Genomic DNA, 13,523 nt, shown 5'->3' on the forward strand with positions numbered 1-13,523 from the left:
GCTCAAGCCTGATAGATTACAAAACGACCAACAAAATAGAAAGCCAGAAGTGTAGAAGTCTGAAATATTTATTCAAATACTTGTCACATCCCCAACAGCTGAAGGTACTTAGCTCTAGTGCTGCAACCACTAGCAGCTTAATTAAACTTGCGGAGTGACTATGATGTTAAAAAGAAAACCCCTTATTCTGCTGTGCTACACAGTGTTTATGCTGCTAAGTCAAAGCCTTAAAGCAGATGAAACCCCAGCAGCCAGCTTTCAGGTGCAGGTAGAAGGCAAGGGCAAAGCCATTATTCTGATCCCAGGTCTGATGTCTGATCAACGGGTATGGCAGCAGTTGGCAACCGCTTTAAAACCAGACTACCAGCTACATTTAGTGAGTTTGGCGGGTTTTGCCGGCACTCCGGCTTTGGCGGCACCTTTAAAACTAACACAAGTGACCAGTGAACTGGCCGCTTATATTCAGCAGAAGCAGTTAAAGCAGCCGATAGTCATTGGCCATAGCATGGGCGCGTTTTTGGCCTTCCAGTTGGCAAGCTCTTATCCACAACTGACAGGCAAAGTGATAGCTGTGGATGGCTTGCCTTATCTGGCGCCTGTTTTTAGCCGCGACAGCACGACCACTGTGGCACAAATGGCTCCTCAGGCGAAAATGATGCAGCAGTATTATCAACAAATGACGTCAGCCCAACTGGCCGAAAGTGCAGAGCAAGGTATGGCTATTCAGGTGAGCAGTGCGGAGCATGCAGCAATAGTCACAAAAATGGCAGCAGCGTCCGATCCGGCGACTGTTGGCGCAGTCATCGCTGAACTCTTAACTACAGACCTTCGAGGCGAAGTACATAAAATTCAGCAGCCTGTATTGCTGTTAGGTGCTGGCGGAGCTTTACCTTCAGACAGCATGCGCCCTGTAGTTCAGGCTCTGTATCAACAACAAATTAACACTATTCCACAGGCGAAGCTGGACTTTAACTGGCAGTCACGGCATTTTATTATGTGGGATCAGCCTGACTGGTTGCTGACACAAATCACTGATTTTATAAAGGAATAACTATAATGTTAACTACTGTGGAACAGAGATTATTACCAGATGTGATGGCAGCCACAGCAGGTGATCGCAGCGCCTTTGAACGCCTGATCACCCAGTGTCGCCATACAGTCACAGGCATAGCTTTGGCGATAGTCAAAGATCTGGACGCCAGCGAAGAAGTGGCACAAGAGGTGTTTATTTATATCTGGCAGCAGTTAGCAACGCTGCGTGAACCAGCCAGCTTTTTGCCCTGGGTCCGGCAAATGACCAGGCATCGCAGTTACAACTACCTGCGGGACAACAAGGTAAAGCAAAAAGTGTTGGGCGAAGAAGCCGAAAGCCTGCTGGAAAACTTTGCCGACTCAGCCGCTTCAATGCAGGATTTACTGGAGCGTGAGCAGCAGCAAATTATCATGCAGGACTTTATCAGCCTATTGCCGGAAGACAGTCGTGAGATCGTTTTACTCTATTACCGTGAAGAGCAATCCAGTCAGCAAGTCGCTGATTTATTGGGTTTAAGCGACGCCAATGTGCGAAAAAAACTGTCCAGGGTAAGGGAGCAGTTAAAAGACAGCTTATTAGCACGTTACGGCCAGTTGGTGTTGAGCACAGCACCGGGTTTAGGTTTCAGCGCTATGGTAGCCGCAGCTTTAACCAGCGTAGCACCTCCTGTAGCGGCAGCGACTTCTGTCTCCGTTGCAGCACAACAAAGTGGCTGGCTGGCTAAAACTGCTGTACTGCTGGGTGGCGCTATGATCGGCACTCTGGTTGCTGTGGTTGGCGTCGTCTTAGGTATGCGAGCTGTGCTGAACAAAACGGACAACGAAGATGAAAAAACAGCGTTAAAAGCCTTACGCAGCAAAACTATCCTCTGGGTTTTGTTATCAGGCCTGTTATTAACAGCAGCCTACGAACTGACCAGTGGAGCCTGGGCACCTGTCGCAGCTTTTGTGCTGTTGATAGCAGGATTGATCTATAGCCAGCTTCGGTTGCAGCAGATCATCAGCCCACGTCTGCAAAGGCAATACCCGGATACAGCAGAGCTTGCCAGAGTGAAGCGAAAAAATACATTGTGGTGCTTGCTGGGTATGACCTTAGGTTACGGTACTGGCTTCTTCGGTCTGATTTATGGCATGATGCAAAGTGGCCGCTGGCACTGGTGATCACCAGCGCCAGAATTTGAATCGTTTCGGTTCAGACTGTTCCAGCAGCACTGCATCTGCGGGTTCAGGCGCATGCAAAGCTGACAGGTCAACAGCTACAGTGCCTTCGGCTTGCCATGGATGCAGTGGTTGCTGCTCTTCCACAGCAGCTGATGCCTGAGCCTCTGTTTCTCCGGCAAGACGAAAGGCATAAGAGGCTATAGGAGGTCCTATGGTTTCAAACACTGTGACAGCACCGAGCACTATGGCACTGATGACAGCAGCATGTTCCGGTACCAACTGGCTGGAACTTTGCACCAACCCAATAGCAAGACCCGCCATCGGGATCAGTAACAAGCCGGAAGAGGCACCGGTTCGCACCGTTTGCCCCAACAACACTGAGCTGACACTGACGCCAAACCATTTGGCCGCACAGCGCACTGCAACCAGCACCATAATGACAGGAGCAAAAGCCACCAGTTCTGCAAAGTGTAAGTTAGCACCGGCAAAGACAAACAAGACGATAAAAAACAGCTCAAAAGCGCTGCCAAATTCCAACGCAGACACCACTTCTTCACGTTCCATACTGCGTACTACTATACCGACCACCAGCGGTGCAAACAGCGCAGATAACTTTAATTGCTGCGCCAAACCCAGACACAACATCAAAGCACCGACCACTAACGCCAGTTTATACTGGGTAGCTGTTTGAGTTCTGCTGGTTAAGAAATGCAGACCATAGGCAATAGCGCCACCTAACAAGGCCGATCCCAACAATAAATACATAGGTTGCAACACAATTTGCTGCCAACCAGCATCCTGTTCGGCCAACAAGACAGGCACCACAAAAGCAAAGGCAAGGAAAGATAGCAGGTTATTCAAAGCGACTAAGGACTTGGCCGTTTCAGTGACCGGACCTTTGGCTCCGACTTCATGTGCAACGTGCAATAACACAGCTGGGGAAGAAGACACCAAAATAGCGGCAATTAAAGCGGCCAAGGCTAATGGAATTTGGAACAACCACAACACGGTAAAAACCGCGCTGAAGGTTAAGGTGCTTTCCACCAGCGCAATTACCAGTAAACGCGGTGACTGACGTAGAAAACGCAAATCGAGCGAAGAACCCAGCCGGTATAAAATCAGCGCCAGCGTGATATCTATTAATATGCGGGAGTCTTTAAGCACGGACTCAGTCAATAATCCCAGACCGCTGGGTCCTACTAAAAACCCCACCAGCATAAAACCTGTGATACTGGGTAACCAGGAAATACGATGCGCCAGATAACCACCCAAACTGCCAATCAACAGCAGCAAACCAAAGGATGACAGCGGCGTAATGGTCAGTGGCCAGGCCGGTAAAAACTCCATCCAAAACTCTCCATGGCAAAATAAAAAACCAAATCAGCCGATTAGCTTATCACAGCCTTATGACTACAGAAGGTGTTGATTTGGCCAAAAGGCCCAAACTGTAATTTTAACTCTGTATTAGCAGGCACCTGCAATACGCCTGCATAAGAGCCAGTGATCACCCACTCCCCTTGTTTTAAACCTATACCCTGCTGACTTAAATGGTTCACCAGCCAATACAAAGGCAATAACGGGTCCTGATTTGGATGCTGAGCATCAAACTTCTGTTGCTGGCCCGAATACTCCAGCACCAGCTCAAACTTTTCTGATAAAGATTCTTCAGCTAAAGCCGGGCCTATATACAAACCCTGATTAAATAAACCAGCCGCCAGTTGATCTAAAAATTGTGCACCAGCATCAGCACTATAAGGCCGGATGATTAGCTCCAGCGCCAGATGAGTGGCACCAATCGCAGCTTTTACCTCAGCTTCGCTATAAGGTTCGGTGCGGGCCGGTAAATCGGTCGCCAGCAAAAACGCCAGCTCTGGTTCAATGCTGTACTGCTCTGATTGTTGCTCAAACAGGCAAAGCTCGCCTTGTTGCAGATGAGCAATAGGCGCCAGTACCCATTTATCCGGCCCGGGCAAACCGGCTTTCCAGCCGACCACAGGAAGGTCTGACTCAATAAACAACCACTGTTGGATAGCAAAAGCTTCAGCCAGAGACGTTGGACGCAGCTCTGCTGGTAATAAAGGCGCGGCTTCACCACGTTGACGATAATCCGCCAGCCAGGCTGCAGATTGTTGAATTTGTTCTGGAGTCACGCGATATATCCTTCAAGCTTCAATTGACAGCATCTACAGGGCTTTGTACTTTAAGCCGCATGCGGGTGTAGTTCAATGGCAGAATGAAAGCTTCCCACGGGTTCGATTCCCGTCACCCGCTCCAGCCTGTAGCTTGTTTAAATGAAAAAAGCACCCAAAGGTGCTTTTTTGCGAACAGACAACAATCTTAGATTTGCGACTGAATGTAGTTTGGCAAACCAATCAGCTTGATCAGGCGCAGCTGTTGTTCCAGCCAATGGGCGTGATCGTTTTCAGTGTCGTCCAGCAAGGTCATCAGCAAATCGCGCGTGACGTAGTCCTGCACAGATTCACACAGAGCTATGGTTTTTTTCAGCAAAGCACCGACTGAATACTCCACGTTTAAATCGTTTTGCAACATGGAAGGCACGTCAGTGCCCACCTGCAACGGATCACGTTTGGATAAATCAGGTGTGCCTTCTAAAAACAAAATACGTTCAATCAAAGCCGCCGCATGAGCTTTTTCGTCGGTCACTTCATGATCGATACGCTCAAACAGTTTGCTTAAACCCCAGTCGTGATACATACGGGCATGGATAAAATACTGATCCATAGCACTGAGCTCATTCGACAGCAGCTCGTTTAACGCTGCGATCACCTGTGTATTGCCTTTCATTGTTAGTCTCCTGAACCCATTTGGCTTTGCAGGTAATTTTCCAAACCTACCAAAGTAATTTGTTGCTGCTGAGTATCAATCCAGTCCACATGCTCTTCTTCATGCTCCAGAATTTCCTGCAACAATTCGCGGCTGACGTAATCTTGATGCTGTTCGCATAATTTAATGGCGTCACGTAATAACGGCAGTTGATCGTATTGGAAATCCATATCGCACTGCAGCATTTCTTCGGTGTCTTCACCAATACGTAACTTGCCTAAAGCTTGCAGGTTTGGCAGGCCTTCCAGGAATAAAATACGCTCAATCAGCTCGTCAGCCTGCTTCATATCTTTGATCGATTTTTTATAGCAAACCGAATTTAACTGAGCTAAACCCCAGTTTTTATAGATACGGGCGTGTAAAAAATACTGGTTAATGGACGTTAACTCAGAGGTCAGCACCTCATTCAGTTTAGCGAGCACTAAAGGTTGGCCTTTCATAGCGAATACCTGCAAATTCAAAAACTGTGCTTATTGTAGTCAAAAAATCAACAAACTCAAGAAAAAAACCAACAAAATCAATAAGATGGCATTGCGAATAGTTCGCTTTAGTGCCAGAGTTCTTGCTAAGTTTTTACAATAGCCCACAAATCAGTAGCTTAAAGCTTTTGCTACTGCGGGCAGCCAGTTTTGTGTTTCATCGAACGCCTTGTACTATTCGGCGTGATACTGCGTAACAACGGCCAAATCAGATATACTCGGGCCCACAGTAAGCGATAGTCAGAGTAAAGCAGGCAGCAAGGCTGGAATTTATGAGTCAGACAGAAAAGAAAAAATCATCAGGTTTTTTAATTAACCTGGCATTTAACATCATTATCCCCACGCTAATTTTGAGCAAATTAAGTGAAGATCACCAGTTAGGACCCGTCTGGGCTTTAGTGGTCGCTTTAGCCTTTCCTTTGGGTTTTGGTTTGTGGGAGTTGCAGCAAAGTAAAAAGGTTAACTTTTTATCCGTACTGGGCGTGATCAGTGTGTTATTTACCGGAGGGATCAGCTTATTACAGCTCGACCCAGCCTATATCGCCATCAAAGAAGCCGCTGTTCCCGGCATTATCGCGCTGGTGGTTTTAATCAGCCAACGCAGCAAGTATCCGTTGGTGAAAAAAATCCTGCTGAATGACGAGCTGATGGATTTAACAAAACTGGAAGCCAGCTTAAAAGCCCACAACGCAGAACAGTTGTTTGCAGCCAAACTACAAAACTGTGCTTATCTGGTGGCGGGCTCTTTTGTGGTGTCTTCTATATTAAACTATGGCCTGGCGAAATACTTACTGGTCAGCCCGCCTGGTACTCCGGCTTTTAACGAAGAGCTGGCACAAATGACAGCGCTAAGTTTCCCGGTGATTGCATTACCTTGCACCATTATGTTGATGGTCGCCATTTGGTATCTGTTTAGTCAGATAGGTAAAGTGACTGGCGAAAGCATTGAATCTTTTATCCGTCAGTAACAGACAAAGCCATCAGGTGCTGCAGTTACAGCGCCTGATGAAACCTTTCGAATGCTGCGGTTAAATCTGCAATTAAATCTTCTGTATCTTCCAGACCAATATGTAGCCGGATCAACGGCCCAGTGTAAGGCCAACTGCTGGCTGTTCTGAGTTTCTGAATGCTTAAGTTCGGAATAATCAGGCTTTCATAACCGCCCCAGGAAAAGCCCATTTTAAAATGTTCCATGCCTTCAATAAAAGCAGCCACAGCTTTCGCATCCCCTTGTTTTAATACAAAAGAAAACAAACCATTACTGCCACTAAAGTCACGTTGGAAAATGTCATAACCGGGATTTTCAGGCAAAGCCGGATGACGCACTGTTTCCACTTCTGGTCGTTGCTGTAACCACTTCGCCACTTTTAATGCATTCGTCTCATGCTGAGCTAAACGCACCTTCAAGGTACGCAGACCCCGGCTGGCCAGATAAGCATCGTCCGCCGAAGCGCAATAGCCCATCAGATAGCTGTGCTCGCGTAGTTGTGGCCAATGTTTTTCGTTCGCTGTGGCAATCCCCAGCATGGCATCTGAATGCCCCACTATGTATTTGGTCGCGGACTGAATACATATATCCACACCCAAAGCATAAGCATCCAGCAGCACAGGGGTGCCCCAGGTATTATCCAGCATCAGCACTATGTTATGTGCTTTCGCTACTGCGCTGATGGCCGGAATATCCTGCAGCTCCATCGTCAGGGACCCTGGAGATTCAAGAAAAATCACTTTGGTATTGGCTTTAATTAACGCGCTGATACCAGCCCCAATCAAAGGGTCGTAATAGCTGGTTTCTATGCCTAAACCTGCCAGCAACTTATCGCAGATAGCGCGGGTAGGTTCATAGGCGGTATCCACCATCAGCAGGTGATCACCCTGTTTTAAGAAACTCACTAAAGCAGCGTTAATAGCCGCAGCACCACAAGGGTATAAGGCACAGCCTGCAGAACCTTCCAAATCACAGATGGCATCCTGCAACGCAAAATGGGTCGCAGTACCACGGCGGCCATAATAAGGCACTCTGTCACCACGATGAGCTGTCGCATGCTTTAGCTCGGCCATAGTATCAAAGACAATAGTGGAAGCACGCACCACAGGCGGATTTACTGCAGAACCCGTCCATTCTTTGCTACGACCGGCATGGATCAGTTGAGTTGCTTTTTTCATGAGAAACACCTTAGACATCCAGATGTCTGATAATCTACAGTTTTTTTCAGCTTAACGCCAGCCGTTGATTTCACCATGGGTTAACAGCTTTTCCAGCTGAGGTTTGGCAAAGTAATAACCCTGGAACCAATTGATACCTGAAGCCACCAGATAATCCAGTTCTGCTTTGCTCTCTACCCCCTCAGCCAGCACTTTGGTGCCTAGTTCGCAACAAACAGTCAAAATGCCTTTCAGCACGGCCTGCTTGACTGTGTCCTGATCAATATCCCGAATTAAGCCCATATCCAGTTTTAATACCGCAGGCCTTAACGAAGTTAACCAGCCTAAGCCAGCGTAACCCGAACCAAAATCGTCTATCGCCGTGATAAAACCGCGTTTGGCATAACTTTCGAAAATACGTTTGAGTTTGGCCTGATCGATAATTTGCTCACCTTCCGTCACTTCAAACATAATTTGAGTGATATCAAAACCAAATAGATCACCGGCTTCAATAGTGGCGCGAATACAGGTTTCAGGGTTATAAACAGCGTTAGGTAAAAAGTTAATACTTAACAGTTTTTTCAAGCCCAGCCTGGAAGCCGTTTCTATGGCTTTGACCCGGCAGGCCTGATCAAAATAGTATTTATTGCTATCGTTGATTTGTTCAAAGACCCAACCAGCGCCCTGTCCCTCAGGCCCACGCACCAAGGCTTCATAACCAATGATGTCTTGCTTTGACCAGTCGATAATAGGCTGAAATGCCATACGAATTTCAAAACCAAGTGACTGACCACTTAAGCAATCCATACAGCTTTGTTGTTTAATTTGTTCAGGAAAATCCATAAAACTGACCCAATAATGAACTTTATGTACCACAGTAGATGACACTACAGATAAAACGCAAGTCAGCTGCGCTCATATCAAGCTGATACGTGACGATACGGATTGGTCTTATCTACCCTTTGCCTCGTATTGGTCAGAACAGCGAAGCAGCACAGGCTGGTTTGCCTATGTCAGCCATGTATAATAGTCCCATATCTAGCAGAGCCCGAGCCTTATGAAATACAAAGACCTGCGCGACTTTATCAGTCAGCTGGAGCAACGTGGATTGCTCAAACGAATTTCGATGGAAATCGATCCTTATCTGGAAATGACCGAAATAGCTGATCGCACTTTACGTGCTGGTGGCCCTGCTTTGTTATTTGAAAACCCAAAAGGTTTTGATGTTCCGGTGCTGGCAAACTTATTTGGCACACCAGAGCGTGTTGCTTTGGGTATGGGGCAGACTGATGTGGCCGCGCTACGTGAAGTTGGCAAGTTACTGGCCTTTTTGAAAGAACCTGAACCTCCAAAAGGTTTAAAAGACGCCTTCAGCAAGTTTTCTATCTTCAAACAAGTGCTGAACATGCCAGCCAAAGAAGTGAAACGTGCCCCTTGTCAGCAAGTGGTGCTTTCTGGTGATCAGGTTGATTTAACCAAAATTCCGGTGATGACTTGCTGGCCTGGGGATGCAGCGCCTTTGATCACCTGGGGTTTAACAGTCACTAAAGGCCCACATAAAGAGCGGCAGAATTTAGGTATTTATCGCCAGCAGGTGCTGGGTAAAAACAAAGTCATTATGCGCTGGTTATCCCATCGCGGTGGTGCTTTGGACTTTTTAGAATGGCAAAAAGCCAATCCGGGCCAACGTTTTCCGGTTGCTGTCGCTTTAGGTGCAGATCCTGCCACTATTTTAGGTGCTGTCACTCCTGTGCCAGATACTTTGTCTGAATACGCTTTTGCTGGCTTATTACGCGGCGATAATACCGAAGTCACCCGCTGTATCAGCAACGATTTACAAGTGCCTGCCACTGCTGAATATGTACTGGAAGGTTATATAGAACCTGGTGAAATGGCACCTGAAGGTCCTTATGGCGATCACACTGGCTATTACAACGAAGTGGACTCTTTTCCTGTATTTACCGTGACTCATATCACGCACAGAGAAAATCCGATTTACCACAGCACTTACACCGGCCGTCCACCGGATGAACCCGCGATTTTAGGTGTGGCGTTAAACGAAGTTTTTGTGCCTATTTTGCAAAAACAATTTCCGGAAATTGTCGATTTTTATTTACCGCCTGAAGGCTGCTCCTACCGTATGGCCGTAGTGACGATGAAGAAACAGTACCCAGGTCATGCCAAACGCGTGATGATGGGGGTTTGGTCTTTCTTGCGGCAGTTTATGTACACCAAGTTTGTCATTGTCTGTGATGACGATATCAATGCCCGCGACTGGCAGGATGTGATTTGGGCCATTACCACCCGAATGGACCCGGCGCGTGATACGACCTTGATAGAAAACACACCTATCGATTATCTGGACTTTGCTTCGCCGGTATCGGGTTTGGGCTCAAAAATGGGCTTAGATGCTACTAATAAATGGCCAGGCGAAACCACCCGTGAATGGGGCGAACCTATAGTGATGGACCCGGCCGTCAAAGCCAAAGTAGATGATATCTGGGCTGAACTAGGTATATTGCCTGTAGACAAAACGGTTCCCACATTAAAAGTGCCAGGCCAAAAATGAGTCATCAGGTGACAGTATTGCCCAGTGGCCTGAGTTTTCAGGTAGAAGCGAATGAAACTATTCTCGATGCGGCTTTGCGCCATGGCATCGACTTTCCGTTTCGTTGTAAGCAAGGTGTTTGCACCTCATGCGTCTGCCGATTGCGCTCTGGCTCTGTGTCTTATCTGCCACCTGAACCTTTGTCCGATCTGGATAAAGCGCAGAACTTTACCTATTGTTGTCTGGCTTATGCCGAGTCAGACCTGACCTTACACCACCCTTTTATTCGTGGCTAAGCCGCAGGATTATTCATGACCAAAGTGATTTGTACCGTCGATAAAATTCAGCCGTTAACCTCTGGTGTGCATCAGGTACTGCTGACGCCACAACAAAAAGTGGAGTTTAAACCAGGCCAATATTTACAACTGTGTTTAACAGATGAAGATAAGCGGCCTTTTTCTGTCGCATCAATTCCGGGTCAAACTCAACTGGAGCTGCAAATTGGTGGAGCTGTGGCCGATCAGTATTCTGGTCAGGCTTTGGCTCATCTGCAAAGCAACGCTCAAGTGACTGTCGAGGTAGGTTTAGGTCAGGCCTTCTGGCGTGAAGACAGCCATAACCCCATTTTATTACTGGCTGGTGGTACAGGTTTTTCTTATGTATACAGCATAGCGCAGGCGATAGCAGCAGCAGGCGTGAAAAGACCGGTATTTTTATACTGGGGTGTGCGTCACGAAGAAGCCTTGTACCATATGCCTGAACTGCAACAATGGGCATCCACCTATCACGACTACAAATTGATGCCTGTAGTACAGAGCCCAACAGATAACTGGCAAGGCCGTTCAGGTTTGGTGCATCAGGCAGTGCTTGAGGATTTTGTCTCGTTGGATGCTTACGACATCTACATCGCAGGCCCTTTCCCTATGGTCGGTGTAGTGCGGGACGCTTTCCTTGAGCAAGGTGCAAAACGCGAACAAATGTTTGCCGATGCTTTTGCTTATATCTGAGTAACTCACTAATTAATAAAACAAAAGGGCCGCTTTATTTAAGGCGGTCCTTTTTAATTACTGCTACAAAACTCTATTTTTTGTATTTATTAAACCAGTAGGTGATATAGGCAGGCTTCGCCATCATATTACTGGGTCTGATATGGATACCATGCGAAGCACCAGGGATCCGCACCATGGCGGTTTCAACACCGCGTAATTGCAAAGCCTGATAAAACTGCTCAGTCTCAGAAATAGGCGTTCTGTGATCGGACTCTCCGGTCATCAGCATGGTTGGAGTTTTCACATTGCCGACGTAACTGATAGGCGAATGCTTCAGATAATGCTCTGGTTTTTCCCACGGCATACCAGGGAACCAGTACTGGCTGAAGTAATTGTACATATCGGCATTCAGCACAAAACTAAACCAGTTAATCACAGGATTGACCGCCACCGCTGCTTTGAATCTGTCGGTATGACCGACGATCCAACTGGTTAACAGGCCCCCACCACTGCCCCCCGTGACAAATAACTGCTCCGCATCGATAAAACCTTTAGCGACAGTCGCATCTACCACGTCCATCAGATCGTTATAGTCTTCACTTGGAAACTTATGGTGAATTAAATTGGCAAATTCCATACCGTAACTAGTGCTGCCTCGAGGATTGGTATACAAGACCACATAACCCTGAGCTGCCATCAGCTGCAATTCCATTGCAAATACAGGACCATAGGCAGTGTGAGGACCACCGTGGATTTCCAGAATTAACGGATACTTTTTGGTTTTATCAAAGTTTGGCGGCAAAATCAGCCAGCTTTGTAACTTGCGCTGATCGACAGAAGACGTCACCCAAAACTCCTCAACTTCGCCTATATCACGGGATAACTGCAAGTCTTTGTTCAGTTCGGTCAGTTGCTTCTTTTTACCGTCTTGCCATAAGCCAAGTTCAGCCGGTGCCTGAGTCGACATCTGGGTATAGGCTATATCACCATCTTCTGACACTGTAAAACTGCCGCCGGTATAAGGACGGCTGTACGAGCTGCCTCCAACCTGATCGACCAGCACTTTGCGTTTACCGTTCAGAGGTTGTAAGGCAATTTTACCCTGAGCCTGATCATCGTACTGGATATAAAGCGCGTCGCTGTCACCATCCCAACTAAAGCCATCAATAGCCCGATCTAGATCTGCGGTAAGGGCTTTAACTTCGTCAGATTGCAGATTTTTGACGTAAAGCTGGTCGGCCTGATGCGCCAGTTTCTTATCATCATAACCAAGATAAGCCAGCCATTTACCATCGGCGGATAAAGCGGGCGCATGATCAGGACCAAAACGATCGGTCACTTGAGTCAGGTTTTTATCGGCGATAGTCAGCTTATACACTTCACTATTCTGGGCCTGAGCTCTTTTATCTGATTGACGATTGGCTGAAAAATAAAAGGCTTTGCTGTCGTTTTGCCAGCTGATTTCACCACCGTGATCAAAATCTCCGCTGGTCAGTTGTATAGGTGTACCGCCCTCAGCAGCCATCAGATAGATATGTTTGTATCCGGCAGGTAAATAACCTCGACCATCAGCACGATATTGCATAGTGTCGATATAAACAGGAGCTTTGGCCCAGTCATTTTTCTCAGGTTTACCAGGCAAAGTCACAGGACTAGCGGCTTTTTTCGGCGTAAACATGGAAAAAGCCAGCCATTTACCATCTGGTGACCAGCTTAAACCTGAAGGAGACGCAGGCAGATGACTCACCTGACCACTCTGACCATTGTCCATCCAGCGAATATGGATCTGTGGTTTGGCTGAAGCTGATGAAATAAAAGCCAGCTTCTTGCCATCATGTGACCATAGAGGCGAGCTGATATCCGCTTGTTCTGATACTAAAGGTCGTAGCTGACCTGTTTTGGTATCACTTAACCATAAAGATCCGATACGTTTATCCAGTTCCTGATCAAAACGGTTACGCACAAAGACCACCTGATCGCCATCACTGCTGATCTGCGGTTCGGATACAAACTCTAACTGGAAGACATCTTCATACTGTAATGGTTGTTGTGCTGCTATTACGCTCAGACTGATACCTGAAATCGCTGCAAAAACAGCAGTTTTGATAAATAAATGCACCTGGACCTCGTTATTCTGATTATGGGTTGAGCAGATACTAGGTTGGGTTTGATGGCTATTGCCAGTCTGATGCGGCTAATGGGGGTGTTTTGGGGTTGGGTCTTGGTGAAATCAGCTGTAGGGGCGTTCTTTGTGGGCCGTTGTGGTTTAGTTTTGTTTGATAGTTGAGCGGATTTGTTCCGAATTTGGGTGCGGTGAACTACATG

General features: G+C 47.1%; 13 protein-coding genes and 1 tRNA gene. 7 read left to right on the top strand and 7 right to left on the bottom strand.

The genetic code is table 11. The annotated features are described in order from the left end of the window. Positions 1-160: 160 nt before the first annotated feature. Positions 161-1,051, top strand: coding sequence for an alpha/beta fold hydrolase (locus LSG34_RS15365; RefSeq protein ID WP_233009987.1), 891 nt, complete (start codon positions 161-163; stop codon positions 1,049-1,051). Positions 1,052-1,056: 5 nt separating this feature from the next. Then, positions 1,057-2,193, top strand: a complete 1,137-nt coding sequence (locus LSG34_RS15370) for an RNA polymerase sigma factor (RefSeq protein WP_233009988.1) — start codon at positions 1,057-1,059, stop codon at positions 2,191-2,193. On the opposite strand, the gene LSG34_RS15375 is transcribed toward LSG34_RS15370, so the two are convergent. Both LSG34_RS15375 and LSG34_RS15380 read right to left on the bottom strand, forming a co-directional pair. After that, positions 2,194-3,540, bottom strand: a complete 1,347-nt coding sequence (locus tag LSG34_RS15375; RefSeq protein ID WP_233009989.1) for a cation:proton antiporter — start codon at positions 3,538-3,540, stop codon at positions 2,194-2,196. A 41-nt stretch (positions 3,541-3,581) separates the two neighbouring features. Continuing rightward, on the bottom strand, positions 3,582-4,343 hold the full coding sequence (locus tag LSG34_RS15380; RefSeq protein ID WP_233009990.1) for a fumarylacetoacetate hydrolase family protein: 762 nt from the start codon (positions 4,341-4,343) through the stop codon (positions 3,582-3,584). Positions 4,344-4,404: 61 nt separating this feature from the next. Between LSG34_RS15380 and LSG34_RS15385 the strand changes: the two genes are divergently transcribed. After that, positions 4,405-4,467 (top strand) — tRNA-OTHER (locus tag LSG34_RS15385). 63 nt (positions 4,468-4,530) lie between these two features. Here the strand turns inward: LSG34_RS15385 and bfr (LSG34_RS15390) are convergent. Together bfr (LSG34_RS15390) and bfr (LSG34_RS15395) are read right to left on the bottom strand one after the other, a co-directional pair. Beyond that, positions 4,531-4,998: a bacterioferritin gene (gene bfr, locus LSG34_RS15390; protein ID WP_233009991.1), complete on the bottom strand. Its 468-nt coding sequence runs from the start codon at positions 4,996-4,998 to the stop codon at positions 4,531-4,533. Positions 4,999-5,000: 2 nt separating this feature from the next. Then, positions 5,001-5,477 carry a bacterioferritin gene (gene bfr / locus LSG34_RS15395; protein ID WP_233009992.1) on the bottom strand — a complete coding sequence of 159 codons (477 nt, stop codon included), beginning with the start codon at positions 5,475-5,477 and terminating at the stop codon, positions 5,001-5,003. A gap of 311 nt (positions 5,478-5,788) precedes the next feature. Between bfr (LSG34_RS15395) and LSG34_RS15400 the strand changes: the two genes are divergently transcribed. Next, positions 5,789-6,484, top strand: coding sequence for a VC0807 family protein (locus LSG34_RS15400; protein ID WP_233009993.1), 696 nt, complete (start codon positions 5,789-5,791; stop codon positions 6,482-6,484). A gap of 25 nt (positions 6,485-6,509) precedes the next feature. On the opposite strand, the gene LSG34_RS15405 is transcribed toward LSG34_RS15400, so the two are convergent. Together LSG34_RS15405 and LSG34_RS15410 are read right to left on the bottom strand one after the other, a co-directional pair. Further along, complete coding sequence (locus tag LSG34_RS15405; protein ID WP_233009994.1) at positions 6,510-7,682, bottom strand: cystathionine beta-lyase; 1,173 nt, start codon at positions 7,680-7,682, stop codon at positions 6,510-6,512. A gap of 51 nt (positions 7,683-7,733) precedes the next feature. Further along, a complete protein-coding gene (locus LSG34_RS15410; RefSeq protein WP_233009995.1) occupies positions 7,734-8,504 on the bottom strand; it encodes an EAL domain-containing protein in 771 nt (256 codons plus the stop codon). A gap of 214 nt (positions 8,505-8,718) precedes the next feature. Between LSG34_RS15410 and ubiD the strand changes: the two genes are divergently transcribed. Genes ubiD through fre form a run of 3 tightly spaced genes read left to right on the top strand, consistent with a single transcriptional unit; the run spans position 8,719 to position 11,216 of the window. Further along, positions 8,719-10,230, top strand: a complete 1,512-nt coding sequence (gene ubiD, locus LSG34_RS15415) for a 4-hydroxy-3-polyprenylbenzoate decarboxylase (protein WP_233009996.1) — start codon at positions 8,719-8,721, stop codon at positions 10,228-10,230. Beyond that, on the top strand, positions 10,227-10,505 hold the full coding sequence (locus LSG34_RS15420; protein ID WP_233009997.1) for a 2Fe-2S iron-sulfur cluster-binding protein: 279 nt from the start codon (positions 10,227-10,229) through the stop codon (positions 10,503-10,505). Before ubiD ends, LSG34_RS15420 begins: the two co-directional genes overlap by 4 nt. A 15-nt stretch (positions 10,506-10,520) precedes the next feature. After that, positions 10,521-11,216, top strand: a complete 696-nt coding sequence (fre, locus tag LSG34_RS15425) for an NAD(P)H-flavin reductase (protein WP_233009998.1) — start codon at positions 10,521-10,523, stop codon at positions 11,214-11,216. Positions 11,217-11,289: 73 nt separating this feature from the next. On the opposite strand, the gene LSG34_RS15430 is transcribed toward fre, so the two are convergent. After that, a complete protein-coding gene (locus LSG34_RS15430; protein ID WP_233009999.1) occupies positions 11,290-13,317 on the bottom strand; it encodes a S9 family peptidase in 2,028 nt (675 codons plus the stop codon). Between the last annotated feature and the right edge of the window lie 206 nt (positions 13,318-13,523).

The sequence above is a fragment of the Rheinheimera faecalis genome (assembly GCF_021290965.1).
GTDB lineage: Bacteria > Pseudomonadota > Gammaproteobacteria > Enterobacterales > Alteromonadaceae > Pararheinheimera > Pararheinheimera faecalis.